General features: G+C 36.0%; 14 protein-coding genes. 3 read left to right on the top strand and 11 right to left on the bottom strand.

The genetic code is table 11. The features are described from left to right. Positions 1 to 181 precede the first annotated feature (181 nt). A complete protein-coding gene (locus BFM98_RS20015; protein WP_066038252.1) occupies positions 182 to 577 on the bottom strand; it encodes a VOC family protein in 396 nt (131 codons plus the stop codon). 167 nt (positions 578 to 744) lie between these two features. Here BFM98_RS20015 and BFM98_RS20010 point away from each other — a divergent pair, with 167 nt between their 5' ends. Further along, complete coding sequence (locus BFM98_RS20010; RefSeq protein ID WP_066038251.1) at positions 745 to 1,695, top strand: LysR family transcriptional regulator; 951 nt, start codon at positions 745 to 747, stop codon at positions 1,693 to 1,695. A 69-nt stretch (positions 1,696 to 1,764) separates the two neighbouring features. On the opposite strand, the gene BFM98_RS20005 is transcribed toward BFM98_RS20010, so the two are convergent. From BFM98_RS20005 to BFM98_RS19960, 10 genes are all read right to left on the bottom strand, one after another. After that, entirely contained in the window at positions 1,765 to 3,270 is a 1,506-nt protein-coding gene (locus tag BFM98_RS20005) for a succinyl-CoA:acetate CoA-transferase ScpC (RefSeq protein WP_066038250.1), read from the bottom strand. A gap of 30 nt (positions 3,271 to 3,300) precedes the next feature. Next, a complete protein-coding gene (locus BFM98_RS20000) occupies positions 3,301 to 3,936 on the bottom strand; it encodes an HD domain-containing protein (RefSeq protein ID WP_066038249.1) in 636 nt (211 codons plus the stop codon). A 237-nt stretch (positions 3,937 to 4,173) separates the two neighbouring features. Further along, positions 4,174 to 5,091 carry a D-alanyl-D-alanine carboxypeptidase family protein gene (locus BFM98_RS19995; RefSeq protein ID WP_066038248.1) on the bottom strand — a complete coding sequence of 306 codons (918 nt, stop codon included), beginning with the start codon at positions 5,089 to 5,091 and terminating at the stop codon, positions 4,174 to 4,176. Between the two features lie 88 nt (positions 5,092 to 5,179). Further along, a complete protein-coding gene (locus BFM98_RS19990) occupies positions 5,180 to 6,274 on the bottom strand; it encodes a sensor histidine kinase (RefSeq protein WP_066038253.1) in 1,095 nt (364 codons plus the stop codon). 22 nt (positions 6,275 to 6,296) lie between these two features. Continuing rightward, positions 6,297 to 7,037, bottom strand: coding sequence for a VanR-ABDEGLN family response regulator transcription factor (gene vanR, locus BFM98_RS19985; protein ID WP_066038247.1), 741 nt, complete (start codon positions 7,035 to 7,037; stop codon positions 6,297 to 6,299). Between the two features lie 172 nt (positions 7,038 to 7,209). Further along, positions 7,210 to 7,797, bottom strand: a complete 588-nt coding sequence (locus BFM98_RS19980; protein WP_066038246.1) for a pyridoxamine 5'-phosphate oxidase family protein — start codon at positions 7,795 to 7,797, stop codon at positions 7,210 to 7,212. Between the two features lie 159 nt (positions 7,798 to 7,956). Next, positions 7,957 to 8,757 (bottom strand): DUF817 domain-containing protein, encoded by an 801-nt coding sequence (locus tag BFM98_RS19975; RefSeq protein WP_066038245.1) that lies wholly within the window; start codon positions 8,755 to 8,757, stop codon positions 7,957 to 7,959. A 203-nt stretch (positions 8,758 to 8,960) separates the two neighbouring features. Continuing rightward, the gene (locus BFM98_RS19970; protein WP_066038244.1) at positions 8,961 to 10,388 is read right to left on the bottom strand and encodes an amino acid permease; all 1,428 of its coding nucleotides are present in this window, start codon (positions 10,386 to 10,388) and stop codon (positions 8,961 to 8,963) included. Between the two features lie 268 nt (positions 10,389 to 10,656). Continuing rightward, positions 10,657 to 11,562 carry an arginase gene (gene rocF, locus BFM98_RS19965; RefSeq protein WP_066038243.1) on the bottom strand — a complete coding sequence of 302 codons (906 nt, stop codon included), beginning with the start codon at positions 11,560 to 11,562 and terminating at the stop codon, positions 10,657 to 10,659. A 375-nt stretch (positions 11,563 to 11,937) separates the two neighbouring features. After that, entirely contained in the window at positions 11,938 to 12,525 is a 588-nt protein-coding gene (locus BFM98_RS19960; RefSeq protein ID WP_054550665.1) for a TetR/AcrR family transcriptional regulator, read from the bottom strand. A gap of 126 nt (positions 12,526 to 12,651) precedes the next feature. On the opposite strand from BFM98_RS19960, the gene BFM98_RS19955 reads away from it, so the two are divergent. Both BFM98_RS19955 and BFM98_RS19950 read left to right on the top strand, forming a co-directional pair. After that, positions 12,652 to 13,644 (top strand): NADPH:quinone oxidoreductase family protein, encoded by a 993-nt coding sequence (locus BFM98_RS19955; RefSeq protein ID WP_066038242.1) that lies wholly within the window; start codon positions 12,652 to 12,654, stop codon positions 13,642 to 13,644. Between the two features lie 288 nt (positions 13,645 to 13,932). After that, positions 13,933 to 15,060, top strand: a complete 1,128-nt coding sequence (locus BFM98_RS19950) for an acyltransferase (protein ID WP_066038241.1) — start codon at positions 13,933 to 13,935, stop codon at positions 15,058 to 15,060. The last annotated feature ends 579 nt before the right edge of the window (positions 15,061 to 15,639 follow it).

Below are 15,639 nucleotides of genomic sequence, written 5' to 3'. Positions count from 1 at the left end.
AGATGTGTATAAGAGACAATTATATGGACTTAATCTACTTTGGAGCGGCTCTCTCCTCTTTAGGAGCGGATTTCCCACATCTTTGAGCGGCTCTCACTCATTTAGGAGCGCAACCTCCTTATATTGGACCAGTTCCAACACATTCAGGAGCAACTTCCCTCTTTTCAACATTGAGCAAATACTATTTGGCATTTTTATCAGGTTGGTGAATACCAAATACATTGCCTTCCGTATCAATATAATAGCCTTGCCATGCCATCCCTGGTAAAGCATACTTGGGCATGGCTACTTTGCCACCGTTTTCAAGAATTTTTGCTTCTGTTACATCATAACTTTCGACACCCATTGTACAAGCAAAGCCATTCAGCGCTTGGTTTGTTTCTGGTGGAGGACCTTGGCGTTGCATTAAAGCACCGTTAATGCCAAGTTCATCATCTTCACCTGTCACGGCACCGAAGTAAGGCATGCCTGCGTAGTCACTCCAGTCCTGAAATGACCAGCCAAATACTTTCCCATAAAAATCCTTTGCCCGATCCATGTCACTTACATGAATTTCAAAATGAACTAATCTCCCCATAGTATCCTCCTTAAGGATGATGTATTTGAACATATTTACTATATATCATTTTTCTGAAGATTGAAATTAATACATTATCTATCAATTAAATTAACCTATATTTCTCGATGCTCAAGCTGAAAATGCTATAATATATGAAAATTGATTTGATAAGAAGGTACGTTTATATGGAGATACGACAGCTTGAATATTTTTTTGTTCTATGTAGTGAGCTTCATTTTACAAAGGCTGCCGAAAAATTAAATATTTCACAGCCGACACTCAGCCATCAAATAAAGGTTTTAGAAAATGAGCTTGGCTTACCTCTATTCGATCGTCTAGGGAAAAAAATCGCCATTACAGATGCTGGTGAAATTTTATATGAACAGTGTACATATATTTTTAGGGCCATGGATAATACGAAAAATCAGATGACTGAACTAAAAGAAATAAAAGCAGGGAAATTAGTGATTGGTACTTTGCCAGGAGAATTAACTGATTTTGTATCAGATTATTTGCTGGACTATTATCAGGATTATCCAGACATACAGGTTTGTATCAATAGCTCAGATGATTTGTTGCAACTATTTAAAAACAATAAAATAGATTTTGCCATTTCCTACAAACAAGACAATATCGATTATGAGGAGGAGCAGCTTCAAATCGTTCCATTGTTTACAGAGGAACTAAAGGTCGTTATTCATAAACAGCACCCTTTAGCAGGATTGGATACCATCCCATTGCAAGAGGTGTTAGCACATCCATTGATTTTATTTCCAACAATACATCAGTGTAGAAAGGTAATTGAGGGAGCGGCTCGTAAAGAAAAGCTTCACATTACACCAAAATTAGAAACAGCTAGCATCCAAGCGATCTTTAAATTAGTAGAACAAAATGTGGGAGCCACGATTATTTCGAAAACACTTTGTAACTTGCATAAATCGGATACTATTTGTGAGCGTTCGATATGCAATCCACCCCTAACACGTGAAATCGTCCTGCTCTATCGAAAAGATAAATTTATTAATTTTGCGGCTAAAGCTTTCATTCGTCTACTAGTAGAGCAACTTGATCTTGCACAACTTTCACTTTCAGATAAAAGTCGACAACTCATTCGTTCATTAGTCACGTCTCAATAAAAAATGGACTAAACCCAGCACTCATCGTGTCTGCGTGTAGTCCATTTATTTTTTAGCTAAATAGGCATCTTATTTTTTCATTGTCTTGGCTTTGGCAAGATGCACATGCCAAGATAATGCTTCTTCTAAAATATGTGGCGTATGGTGATTACCTGTTTTCTCCACCGCAGCCTGATAATATGCCCACAATTGCTGACGATAATCAGGATGTGCACAATGATCAATTATTCGTGGTACTCTCTCTTTCGGTGCAAGCCCACGTAAATCAGCTACACCAAACTCTGTGACAATAACGTCCACATCATGCTCTGTATGATCCACATGGGATACCATAGGAACAATACTGGAAATACTGCCTCCCTTCGCATAGGATTTTGTAACAAAGATTCCCAATCGTGCATTGCGCGCAAAATCGCCAGAACCACCAATACCATTCATCATTTTTGTACCTGAAACATGTGTAGAATTTACATTTCCATAAATATCTACTTCAAGAGCTGTATTGACGGAAATGAGCCCTAAACGACGAATAATCTCAGGGTGATTCGATATTTCTTGAGGGCGTAATAGTAAACGATCTGCATATTTTTCTAGCTGACTATACACCTGTTTGCCTCGTTCTTGTGATAGCGTAATGGACGTACCTGAAGCAGATTTTACTTTCCCTGCATCTATTAATTCAAATACAGCGTCCTGCAACACCTCCGAATAGATTTCCAAATCCTCAAATTCAGATTCTAAAAACCCATTTAACACTGCATTGGCTACTGATCCAACACCCGATTGTAGTGGCGCTAATGTCTTCGTTAATCGTCCAGCCTTCATCTCATCTCTTAAAAAATTGAGTAAATGGTCTGCCATTTTTGCGGTTTCCTCATCTGGTTGTACAATCGTTGAAGGCGCATCAGCAATTTCAGAAAGCACGATGCCTCGAACTTTCGTTATATCTAATGGGATACCAACCGCTCCAATTCGCTCCCCCGCGCTAGTTAAAGGAATAGGATCTCTACTTCCCTGTACATCAGGAATATAAATATCGTGAATGCCCTCTAAAGAAGCAGGATGTGAAACATTGAGCTCAATAATTATCGCTTTCGCCATTTGCACAATAATTGGCGAATTCCCTACAGAGGTTGTAGGAATCAGCAAACCATCTTCTGTAATGGCAGTTGCTTCAATGATGGCGAAATCAATTGGGCCCACAATGCCTTGACGCATTAACTCAGCATTATGTGAAACATGTGCATCTGTATATAAAACTTCTCCGTTATTAATCATTCGGCGAATCGCTGGATCACCTTGATAAGGGGCTCTCTTCCGAATAATCCCCGCTTCAGCCATCTGCTGATCCACCTCTGGACCAAGTGAAGCACCTGTATAAACATCCACCTGAAACTTTTCCACCTTCGCCTTTTCAACAAGCGCTAAAGGTACAACTTTTGCATCTCCCGCCCTCGTAAAGCCACTCATACCTAATATCATACCGTCCTTTATCCAAGAAGCAGCCTCTTGCGCTGAAACAATTTTATTTTGCAAAGCAGTATGACGAATTTTTTTATGTGCCAATTTCAACATGTAAGATATCCCCTTATCCCATTTTAATTTTTATTCAGACCAAGGTGAATGCAAGACACAGTCACAAAAATTTTTAGGTTTGTAGTTTGGAATAAATAATGCACACACATCTGATTTTATATTGCCAAATGTTGTTTCAGGTTTATGCTTAAACCCTTCAAAAAATGCTGGCAATATCTTTTGTTTAAATTGGTCGCGTGGAAAAACATTGAGAACGGCATTTCGTTCATCGGCCGTTAAATCATCATAACCATCGCCCATTACATCAAGACCTACGCCTGCATATAACAAGCCAACTTCATGTTCTTTATGCTCAGCAATACCAATTGTCGTATGAAGTGCAATCGCATCCCATACTAGTTGAATTGACTGTTCATCAATATGATGCAATGCTAAAAACTGACGTGCTGCATTAGCGCCATCCACCTCGAAGCGCTTATCTACACTACTAAACTTCTTTGTTAAGCCTAAATCATGAAATAAAGCACTAACGTATAAAAGTTCCGCGTCAAATGATTTCTTAGCTTTCTTCCCTTGTATTGCGCCAAATAAATAAACCCGATTGGAATGATTCCACAGTAAATCAGAACCATGTTCCTTTAAAATTTCCTGTGCTTCTAAGGCTAAGCGACTGTCAGGTATTTTGATTCCTGCAATATTTGTCATCCATTCTTTCCCTCCCCTGTTAAAATACCAATAACTCGATGGTTTATAGAGAATTATATGGAACTTCATATCTATTAATCAATTCTATTATTTCTATAATAATCATAGAATCTATCTATAATGTAACTATCACTTGCCTTCTTCTCAATCAGAAAACAAAAAAATGTATGATTAGAAAATGAAATATCCTCCAATCACACACTATGAAGGCCTAGCAGATTTATAATGATCTTCACCTTATAATTGACTATATACCGAAATGGCATCTGTAATATTATATTGCTCCGTTCTAGGATTGCCGTCAGCTCCTACTGTCACGAAGACATATTCTTGTCCATTTACAAGAGCTAAGCTTGCTAAACATAAGCCTGCATCTTCCGTATAGCCAGTTTTCCCACCTAAAATTTCTCCTCCTGGCAATGCACTTGACGTCATATGTTGAAACATGCGACTTGTAAAAGTAATGCCTTCTGGATGAAGGTTTGTGGACTGAATAGAGTATCTTTCTGCTGTATAAACATTGCGAAACTCATTGTTTGTTAAGGCATATTGTAAAAGTAAAGACATATCCTTTACGGTTGTATAATGATCTGGATGGTGCAGTCCAGTTGTATTCACAAAATGAGTATTTTTCATGCCTAACTGCTGCGCCTTTTCGTTCATCAGACTCACAAACTTTTGTTCTGAACCAGCAACATATTCAGCTAAACCCATTGATGCCTCTGCACCTGATGGCAGCATGGAGCCATACAATAAATCCTCTAATGTCAGCTTTTCATTTGGGAGAAAGCCCGCTACTGAAGCATTTTCCTCTAATAAATCCTGAAAGATATGCTTAGGTAAAATGATTTCTTCTTGTAAATTGGAGATCTGCTCAATCGAGACTAGAACCGTCATCATTTTGGTCAAAGAGGCAGGATAAATCCTTTCCTCACTATTTTTATCTAAGAGAATTTGATTTTCATCCAAATTCACTAAAATTGCATTCGAGCTGTATAAATCAAAATCGAGCATATGCGGGCTGGCTGTTTGAATTACTTTCGGTGAATGATCTATTTCCTGACGTAAAGTCATTGGCGATTCTTTCAATAGTAAATAAACAACTATCATCATGAATAAGAACAATAAACTCCATATACCTTTTCTTTTGAACATAAAAACAACTCCTTCTCTTTATGCTTTTATTCAACCATAAAAAAAGGAGCTTATTTTTAATTTACTATTAGTGAATTCTTAAGGTTTCTTAAGAATTGGTTGGAATCATCACAGTGAATACGGTTGTATCATTACTAGAAGTTGCGGTAATCGTCCCGCCATGGGCCTGTACAATTTCATTAGAAATGGCTAAACCAAGCCCAGCACCTCCTGTTTGGGTAGACCTTGCACTATCTAAGCGGTAAAACTTCTCAAATATCATCTTTAATTTTTCAGGAGGGATCGTCTTCCCTGTATTCGTAAACGAAATTAATGTCTGATTATTTTCGTTTCGCGCACTAATTTCAATTGTACTATTTGGATCACTATAGGCAATTGCATTTTTTAAAATATTATTAAATACCCTCGCTAATTTATTACCGTCTGCATAGATAGTAATATCTTCATCTATTTTGACGATGGCTTGTTGACCCTTTGGTGCCAGCAATGGATAAAACTCGTCAGCCACTTGCATTAACATATGATGTAAAGGAATAAGATCTTTCTCTAAAATGATGGATTGTAAATTAAATCTGGTTATTTCAAAAAATTCATTGATTAATTGTTCCAGTCTATAGGATTTTTCTAATGTAACCGTCACATATTTTTCTTTCTGCTCTACAGGCATATCCCTTGCCTCATCTAAAAGGCTTAAGTAGCCAATAATGGATGTTAAGGGTGTTTTAATATCATGCGCTAAATAGACAACTAAATCATTCTTTCGTTGCTCAGCTTCTTGCGCATCCCTTGCACGCTTTTCTAATTTATATTTCACGTTATTTAATTTTTTCTCCAAAAAATCGAGTTCAGCTGGGAGCTCAATTTCCTTCCCTGACTCATCTGCAAGCATGGTGATACTTGAACTAATTTGATGAAAATAACGGGTAAAACGAGACAAGGCGATATAGAAAATAATCAACAATAATAGAATAAATCCTATCGCAAGCCAAAGTGGTTTATTTTGTCTAAATAACACATTATAGGCACTACTTGCAGCATAATAATCAAGCTGCAAGACATTTTCACAAAAGGCAATAAAAGCATCTGCAAAGGGAGCTTGCAAGACCCCATCAATAAATGCAAAATTAATAAAAAAGCCTATGATGATAGCGATGACAAGTATAGAAATAATTTGTACAACCATTTTCCTTTTCAGTTTGCCAAACTCATTTTTCAATGGTATACCCCACTCCCCAAACCGTTTTAATATATTTTGGGTTCTCCGCAGAATCCTTCATTTTTTCCCGTAAATGTCGAATATGAACCATTACCGTGTTATTGCTACTAAAGTACTTTTCCCCCCAGATTTCTTGGAATAGTTGCTCTGAACTAATAACTGTCCCTCGATTTGCACATAAATACCAAAGAATAGCGAATTCCGTAGGTGTAAGGGATATAGGCCTTTCATTTAAAAAGACTTGCCGTGTGTTTTTGTTAATTACCAGGCCAGCAAAATCAATGATATCTTCATGTTGCTTCGAGCCTTGGTTGTACAAGGTAAATCTTCGTAGTTGCGCCTTTACACGAGCAACCAATTCCAATGGACGAAATGGCTTTGTTATATAATCATCTGCTCCTAAAGAAAACCCATTTATTTTATCAATTTCTTCTTCCTTTGCCGTAAGCATAATCACTGGAAAATTCAATGTTTCTCGTATTTTTCGTAAAATGGTAAAGCCATCTATATCTGGCATCATAATATCTAGAACAGCTAAATCCACATTTTCTTGCTCGATACATGCCAAAGCCTCTTGAGCTGTATAATATTTAAATACATGATAGTTTTCATTTTTTAAGTAAAGTTCGATTAAATCTGCAATTTCCTTTTCATCGTCAACAACTAAAATATTCAACTGTCTTGCCCTCTCCTTCTCCCTACTTGTTTTCCAATGATTTTTCACAGGCATTATAGCACTTACGCATGACTATATCTATTATTAGGGTAGTTAGATGAAAACATCTTTCCAGCTCTACTTTTAATAAGTTTATATTAACAAAATCATAGATAGCTTCATAATGAACTATTACTACATCAAAAATAGGCTTAGGTTATATCCCAAGCCTCGCATTTTCTGGTAATTAATTTGTTGGATTGATTGCTGTAGTAGTAGATTTTCGACTCATATCCTGTGTTACCACTCTACCTGCGTAATATAGCATTTGTTTATTTAATTTATTCTCTTTTACAGTTATACTGGTCGGTTTCACTTTGAGAACAAGCGTTTTGCTCCCTAAAGATGACTGATATTTTTCGATATGCTTTTTTGATAAAGGTGCTTGGTAATAATCTGGTACATATTTATCAAGCATTGCCTGCATAGCAGCAGTAGCTTCATTTAAATCAGTAACAAATTCCACCAAACCATTTGCTACTACACTTATATAAGCCGTATCAGTCTTAGCAGGAATAGGGTCTACCATTGTTCCATAATTTTCACTTATTGTGATACATGCATTCCGATTATTTGTTAGAATATCTATTTTTCTTCCTTCGTTGGCACCATGAAAATAAAAACTTCCGTCTTTGTAAACATAATTTAGCGGAATAACATATGGCATATGTTGATCTACCAAACCAAGAAATGCAGTTTGTGCGCCTTCTAATAATTGTTTAATTTGTTTTTCATCTGTACAAGCTCTATTTATCATCCGAATATCTGTTACCATTATCATTCCCCCTATCCTCTTCTAAAAAGGAGTCTACAGCAGTATTGCACGTTAAAAAAGGGACAGTTTGATGAAAGGGCATGGGTACAAGGTAAAAATACTAGTTTATCAAAAGCCCATACTATTTTCTTAGAAGTTCTCTAGTTCTACAAATGAATGTCATATATTGAATGATTTCTTCTCCAAATTTTCACCTACATTACGATAGAATAGTTTAAGTTGCGCAACAATCATAATGCTAATGACTACAAGTAAAAACCATGAACTGATTTTACCAAAATGAACAATCGACCAAGACACCTCTTGATTTGGATAGGACCATGCTCCAAAGAACGTTGCAATATTTTCAGCAATCCAAATGAAAAAGCCAATCAAAAAGAACGATACAACGATGGGCATTTTAAAGACTTTGTTCCGTACTGTAAATTTTACAACAGTACGATAAAACACAATAAATAGTAGTGCCATTAACAGCCATCTAAAATCATAAATAAAATGGTGTGTGAAAAAATTCAAGTAGATAATGGCTCCAAGTGGAATAGCTACATAACTTTTTGGCCAGCTTACAATTTTTAAATCAAACCTACGCCAAGCTTGGCAAATATAACTTGCTACACTCGCATACATAAATCCGCTATATAAAGGCACACCCCCTATTTTTGTCCACGCCTCTTCAGGATATGACCATGAATTGAAATTCACTTTATATAGTTCGAGCACGAGCCCAATAATGTGAAACAAGCAAATGACTTTTATTTCATCCTTTGTTTCTAAACCAAATTTATACATCAAGTACTGAGTCAATAGACAAATTGCCAGAATAAAGTCATATCTTCCTACCCCAGGTATTTGAATGACTTTAGAGAGTGCAAGTGTAGCAAATATCACAACAGGAAAAATACAAGATAATGATTGATGATACGTAAAGACTCCTAAGTCTTTAATAAAATTCTTCAACATGAATCCACCTCAAATGAACTTGTTCATAATTAAATTGCTTCTTGTTTGAAGAATAAACGATAAATTATCTTATTTCAATATTTATTTATCGAAAAACAATAAATTTTTTCTCTTATTACTGGAACTATTCTTTGTTAAATACGTCTTTGTTGTTGCTTATCTATGAAGAAAAGAGTAGCCATGTAAGTAGCTACTCTTTGATATTAAAGATATATTTTTTGATTTAATTTTAATTGGACTTCTTGTTGGTTTATTTCTAAATTCGTCACTTTTTTCACTTTTAAATAATAAACGATATAACAACCAATGAAGAATGCTCCACCACAGTAGAGTGCTAAACGTTGAGCTGGATCAAAAGCCAAGCTTGCCATAACAATACAGTTCGCTAATAAACCTAAAATAGGGATCACTGGATACAGTGGCGCTTTGAATTTTAAATCCTCTACTTTTCCTCCTTGGCGTATATAGGAGCGTCTAAATGCAATTTGAGATGCTGTAATCGCAATCCAACCAATTTGTGCACCTAAGCCTGCTAGAGATAATAACCACACAAAGACTGTATTAGCAGCAAATACACTTGACAGTAAAGACAGACCTGCTACAGCGAGTGTGATTAGTAATGCATTCATTGGGATACCTCTTTTATTAACTTTCCCTAAAACGGGACTTGCCATCTTTTCGACAGATAGTGAGAACAGCATACGTGTTGCAGCATAAAGACCCGAGTTTGCGACAGATAATAAGGCTGTTAGGATAACAAAATTCATAATATCTGCTGCATATGGAATACCAATGCTATCTAATACGACTACAAATGGACTTTCCACCACCCCTGCTTTATCCATTGGTATCATTGCTGCAAGTACAAATACGGATAACACAAAGAAGAACAGCGTACGCCAAACAGTTTGCTTAATAGATTTAGGGATAGTCTTTTCAGGATTTTCACTCTCCCCAGCAGCAATACCAATCAATTCTGTACCCTGGAATGAAAAATTCACAGTAATCATTGTAATAAGCAGTGCTGTTACACCATTAGGAAACAATCCACCCTCATAAAAATGAGTAAGGAAAGGGGCATTTGTTCCATCTTTCATATCGATTAGCCCAAACATAGTTGCTCCACCAACCGCAAGGAACATAATAATTGCCAATATCTTAATGCTGGAGAAGACAAATTCTGCTTCACCAAATGCTTTTGCTGATAAACCATTCAATACAAAGAGTAGTGCTGCAAATATTAGGCACCACATCCATACTGGTGAATCAGGAAACCATCTTTGCATTAGTTGTCCAGCCCCTAAAAATTCAAGAGCAACAGTTACTGCCCAACCTAGCCAGTATAGCCATCCAACGGCAAAACCAGTAGCAGGACCGATAAATTTCGTTGTGTACGTTTGGAATGAACCTGATACCGGCATAGCAACAGACAATTCACCCAAACATAGCATTGTTAAATACATAACTGCTCCGCCTACTAAGTAAGCTAGGATGGCACCAGTTGGCCCAGCTTGGTTAATCGTGTAGCCTGATCCAAGAAAGAAACCAGTTCCAATACATCCGCCAAGTGAAATCATAAATAAGTGTCTTGCTTTCATACTTCTTTTTAATTCATATTGTTCTGCTGCCATAAAAAACTCCTTACATTCATTATCTGTGTAAGCACTTTCTTTTTTTCGTACAAAACAGATAACAATCTAAAATTTGAATGTTAATAGATAAACTGTTTTATATATTTTATGAACTGTCAATTTTCTGACAAAATAAAGGCTATTGAATAGCTAAATTGTATTGTAAACTTACTATAGGGAGAGCTATTTTCTTATAGTTGGTTGTCGCGACCTAATTTTTTAAGAAAAGTTCTTCCTTCTGGGATACAAAATGACTTCTATTCATGGCTTAAAGTAATGTATCGCCAAATAGTGAGCTGATTAAAGCTACCGCAGCAATAGCCGTTTTATTGTATTGATCTAATACAGGGTTTGTCTCAACAAATTCTGCTGAAGTAATAATATTTGCTTCTGACAGCATTTCCATAGCTAAATGACTTTCACGATAGCTAATACCACCTGCTACTGGCGTGCCTACACCTGGTGCATCATTTGGATCCAGTCCATCTAAATCTAATGATAGGTGAACACCGTCTGTGCGCTCCTTTAAATAGTCAATCGTTTCTGACATTACTTTCGTCATTCCTAAACGATCAATTTCATGCATCGTGTATACTTTAATACCAATTTCCTTAATAAGCTTTTTTTCTCCAGGATCTAAATCTCGAGCACCAATGATAATAACGTTTTCAGGCTTTACCTTTGGAGCATAGCCTCCGATATTTGTAAGTGCTGGATGTCCAAGGCCCAAGCTTACAGCTAAAGACATGCCATGGATATTTCCTGAAGGAGATGTTTCACCAGTATTTAAATCGCCATGGGCATCATACCAAATGACACCTAGATTCTCATAATGCTTGGAAACTCCTGCTAATGTTCCAATAGCAATACTATGGTCTCCACCTAAAACTAAAGGAAAACGGTTTAAAGAAATTTCATGGTCTACTTTTTGGCCTAGCTTCTCGTTACTTTCTGTGACAGTTTTTAAATTTTTTAAGTTTGTCTTTCCTTCTGCGTCTTTATCTTCGTGTACGAAGTCAATAGTTAAATCCCCTTCGTCGTAAATCGAATAACCAAGTCTCTCAAGTCGTTCAGTTACCCCCGCATATCTGATAGCACTTGGTCCCATGTCTACGCCTCTTCTTGTTTGACCTAAATCCATGGGCACCCCAATAATTGTCACTTCTTTATTCATGATGTTTTCTCCTCTCCAATAATTACTTTCACAGTATAAAGAAATTGCAACATTGACTCAACTCGACATTATTTTAAATTTTTATACAGTTTAAATTATTAAAAACATAGATTTATTCTTGTATAAACGATTGCATAAACGCTATTTCAATGCATAACAAAACATTTTTTTCCTTTTTAGTGCGTATTTTTGTAAAAAATTACTAAACAAAATATTAAAACTGTTCTTTTTTTATAGTTTTTTCCGAAAATTTTGACGGTAATTTTATCTATAAATGCAATATGTTAATAAATATTTTCCAAAATCATTCAATTATTCTTCTTTTTTACGGCAAAAAAAAGCCTTACTACAATAGTAATAAGGCTTTTCAATTGCCTATTTTAATAATCGCACAATACTATTCAAACAGGTTTCTTTATAAAATTTATGTTGTTCTTCTAAATCGCAGGTTAACCACTGAATTAATGAACCATCAATCATTGCCCTCATCATTTTTGCATAGGTTAAGGAATCAATGTCTGAACTAAAGACACCTTCTCTTTTTCCTAATTCAATAATTTCTTGTCCAATTCCCCAGCAATTCTCATAAAATTTTAAGTTAATTCTTTTGTACTCTTCATTGCTATTTGCCTGAGCTAAAAAGTCTAAATAAACCCTGTAAAATTTTTTATTTTCTATAGGGGATACAAATACAGCATTTAAGTAGGCATGAAGCTTGTCTATAGCTGTTTGATGCTTGCCTATTTCTTGGATTTCATAGCTGTAGATTTTGTTCGTAGTGGATTCAAGTAATTCTAATAAAATGTTTTGTTTGCTTGTAAAGTAGTAGTGAACTACCCCTTTTGAGACACTGGCATGATTGGCTATGTCTTGTAGTGTAACCTTATCATAACCTAATTGTGAAACAGCGTTAAAGGCTGCTTTCATAATCTGTTTTTTACGTTCTTCCTCTTTCTTTTTCATAGGAGCCTCCGATGACTTGATAGAAGTTATTATACATGAAGAGTAGCAACAATCCAATTTTATGTTGACCGGTCAGAATAATTTTGATACTGTTTAATGGAATAAAATTGTAGGGGGACGTTTACGATGACGGCAGAAAATTTTAGTGCGTTAGTAGTCAATAAAGATGATGCATTTACAGTGAAAGTGAACAAGTTAACTTTAGAAGATCTACCAAAGGGTGAGGTATTAATTAAAGTTAGTTATTCAGGTATTAATTATAAAGATAGTCTTGCCTCTATTCCTGATGGTAAAATCGTTACGTCTTATCCTTTTGTTCCTGGCATTGATTTAGCTGGGACTGTTGTTTCTTCTGAGGATTCTCGCTTTAAAATTGATGACGAGGTCATTGCAACTAGCTATGAAATAGGTGTTTCCCATTTTGGTGGCTTTAGTGAATATGCCCGCATCCCAGCGCAATGGATTGTACCGCTTCCAAAAGGACTTTCCCTTAAAGAGGCTATGGTAATTGGTACTGCAGGATTTACAGCTGCATTATCTGTTCAAAAGTTAGAGGAAAATGGTATTCATCCAGAAAAGGGGAAAATTCTTGTGACAGGGGCTACAGGAGGTGTAGGTAGCTTTGCCGTATCTATTCTTTCAACACTGGGTTATCAAGTTGAAGCGAGCACAGGAAAAGAATCTGAACATGAATATTTACAATCACTCGGGGCTACTACAATAGTAAATCGTGAAGAGGTTTATGATGGAAAAATTAAAGCATTAGGCAAACAAAAATGGGCTGCTGCTGTTGATTCTGTTGGTGGAGAGCCACTTGCCTCATTATTAAGACAAATTCAATATGGTGGGGCTGTTGCATGTAGTGGTTTAACGGCAGGTACACAGCTTCCTACAAGTGTATTTCCCTTCATTTTAAGAGGCGTGAGTTTACTTGGAGTTGATTCTGTTTATTGCCCAATGGACATTCGATTAAACATTTGGCATCGACTAGCGACTGATTTCAAACCAGCAAACCTTAATGATTTTATTCAGCAAGAGGTAACACTACAACAACTTCCTGATGTTTTACCTATTTTACTGAAGGGTCAAGCAAGAGGTAGAATCCTTGTTGCATTATAAGGAGTTTAATTAAGCTTCCTTCTTTATTCTATTTCCCAGAAAATAATTCTAGATGGCGAATAACAACATACAGCTACTACGCAAAGCGAGCGTGGTAGCTTTTTTTATTGTTGACATCTCCCTGACATAAAAGCGCTTTATAGTAGCTCATGAACAACCCACTTGTTTCCTTTAGACAAATTTAGGCAACAAAGCTTGTCTAAATTTGTACTAACAAGCATACCAATAGAGTATGTAGGCAGTATTCTGGGAATTAAATACTATAATTAATACTTTGGAGATGATTGTATGAAGCGAGCACATATTAATGAATTAGCTATTACACGGGCTTTAGCCATTCTAGCTGTTCTTCTTATTCATTCTACTAGTACACCTGTAACGGCTTTATCTAGTGACTCAAGATTATATCCATTTTATGTATTTTTCAATATCTCCCCTAAATTCGCTGTCCCTGCTTTTATTTTTTTAAGTGGCTTTGTATTATTTTACAATTATATACAAAAGGATTTAACAAAGGAGCTTATCATTCATTTTTATAAAAAAAGAGTGACCCAAATACTCATTCCTTATCTCTTTTTTTCTATTTTTTATTATGCAGCAATGCAATTTTATGTGACACATGATTTAGTAGACACATGGCGTTCTCTATTTAGTATCGAATTTCTAGAAAAACTTTTATTAGGCAAAGCGTATACGCATCTATACTATATTTTTATTATTGTTCAATTCTATCTTATGTTCCCATTATTCCTATATATTTTAAAGAAAAAACCAGCACTATCTCCTTATTTAATTTGGATTGGGTTCGTTCTTCAATGGGTCTTTATTCTATTAAACGCTGAGTTATGGCAGTATCCCTATAGAGGGAGTATCGCTTTTTCCTATCTCTTTTATTTCTTAGCAGGGGCATTTTTAGGAATTTATTTTGAAAAATACAAAGGATGGCTTCAACTAAAAAAAGAAAATTTTCCTATCACGATACTTTTTGTGTGGTGTATATGGCTAATTTCTACTATATATAATGTTTATTTATATTACTTTGTTTATACATCACAAACCTATAAAGTGAACAGCACAATATTTGAGCTAGTTTTTCAGCTACAATCTTTAACAGCCTGTATTGTCTTATTACAGCTTTCTTTCTGGATCTATGATAAATGGAACCATGCTTTTGTAAATGGCTTAATCAATCTAGGAACAGTATCATTTGGCGTCTATCTATTGCATCCATTTTTCCTTTTCCTTTATAGACAATTAAGTACTGGTGGTAATAGTATAATCTATCACCTATGGAGCATTGGTGGCTTTACCTTTGCTCTATTCGTCACATGGATGGTCGTGCTATTGATGGGCAGATTCTTTAAATATCATTGGATTGCCTTTGGACCTATCCCGAGCAAATTCCCTTACAAATAGCCGTTCAATATGCACAGCCAGTCGTCGATTTGTTTCCGTCAACTGGCTGTGTATATTTAGTTGAGAACCTGTTATTTTGTGCTTACCGTTACTGAAATACTAATGTTTCTTCTGTGGTGCATTATTAAATAAGAAGAAACAAATTAAAAAGACCCTGTGGAAATCTACCAAGGGGTTTCATAGTGTTAAAAAAGCAATCAATAAAAAGTGAAAATGAATTTCCGTTGCAGGCTACTTACTTTCCTGTGGGCGAGCGCCGAATTGCTTCCTCCGCTACCACTCCGTTTAGCGTTTTGCCTGTCTTGCTATCCCACGGGAGTCAAGAAGCCTTCCCCTCCCCCACAAAAGTGTTACCTTATTAGCAAAGGTTTTCAAATAAAGTGAAGGTTTTATGAAGAGGTGTTATCACGCATCACTTCTCTACATTGAAAATAAAAACCTATCCTTTTTCTAATCATGCAAATCATGGGCTATTTTGATCGCTACCGCTAGTATGAAAAAACACTTTTGCAGAATGGTTGATTGGAGTGGAGCCAGCGTCACTCCTAGGGGATTTAGTGAACTGCACCCAAAATATTG

The organism is Lysinibacillus sp. AR18-8, from assembly GCF_001705465.1.
GTDB classification, from domain to species: domain Bacteria; phylum Bacillota; class Bacilli; order Bacillales_A; family Planococcaceae; genus Lysinibacillus; species Lysinibacillus capsici.
Note: the sequence above shows the minus strand (reverse complement) of the source record. Positions and strands in the feature narration are given on the sequence as shown.

What these genes read in the sequence shown, in the direction of transcription:
- BFM98_RS20015 (WP_066038252.1), bottom strand. Translation starts at nt 577, where the DNA reads ATGGGGAGATTAGTTCATTTTGAAATTCATGTAAGTGACATGGATCGG.
- BFM98_RS20010 (WP_066038251.1), top strand. Translation starts at nt 745, where the DNA reads ATGGAGATACGACAGCTTGAATATTTTTTTGTTCTATGTAGTGAGCTT.
- BFM98_RS20005 (WP_066038250.1), bottom strand. Translation starts at nt 3,270, where the DNA reads ATGTTGAAATTGGCACATAAAAAAATTCGTCATACTGCTTTGCAAAAT.
- BFM98_RS20000 (WP_066038249.1), bottom strand. Translation starts at nt 3,936, where the DNA reads ATGACAAATATTGCAGGAATCAAAATACCTGACAGTCGCTTAGCCTTA.
- BFM98_RS19995 (WP_066038248.1), bottom strand. Translation starts at nt 5,091, where the DNA reads ATGTTCAAAAGAAAAGGTATATGGAGTTTATTGTTCTTATTCATGATG.
- BFM98_RS19990 (WP_066038253.1), bottom strand. Translation starts at nt 6,274, where the DNA reads ATGGTTGTACAAATTATTTCTATACTTGTCATCGCTATCATCATAGGC.
- vanR (WP_066038247.1), bottom strand. Translation starts at nt 7,037, where the DNA reads ATGCCTGTGAAAAATCATTGGAAAACAAGTAGGGAGAAGGAGAGGGCA.
- BFM98_RS19980 (WP_066038246.1), bottom strand. Translation starts at nt 7,797, where the DNA reads ATGGTAACAGATATTCGGATGATAAATAGAGCTTGTACAGATGAAAAA.
- BFM98_RS19975 (WP_066038245.1), bottom strand. Translation starts at nt 8,757, where the DNA reads ATGTTGAAGAATTTTATTAAAGACTTAGGAGTCTTTACGTATCATCAA.
- BFM98_RS19970 (WP_066038244.1), bottom strand. Translation starts at nt 10,388, where the DNA reads ATGGCAGCAGAACAATATGAATTAAAAAGAAGTATGAAAGCAAGACAC.
- rocF (WP_066038243.1), bottom strand. Translation starts at nt 11,562, where the DNA reads ATGAATAAAGAAGTGACAATTATTGGGGTGCCCATGGATTTAGGTCAA.
- BFM98_RS19960 (WP_054550665.1), bottom strand. Translation starts at nt 12,525, where the DNA reads ATGAAAAAGAAAGAGGAAGAACGTAAAAAACAGATTATGAAAGCAGCC.
- BFM98_RS19955 (WP_066038242.1), top strand. Translation starts at nt 12,652, where the DNA reads ATGACGGCAGAAAATTTTAGTGCGTTAGTAGTCAATAAAGATGATGCA.
- BFM98_RS19950 (WP_066038241.1), top strand. Translation starts at nt 13,933, where the DNA reads ATGAAGCGAGCACATATTAATGAATTAGCTATTACACGGGCTTTAGCC.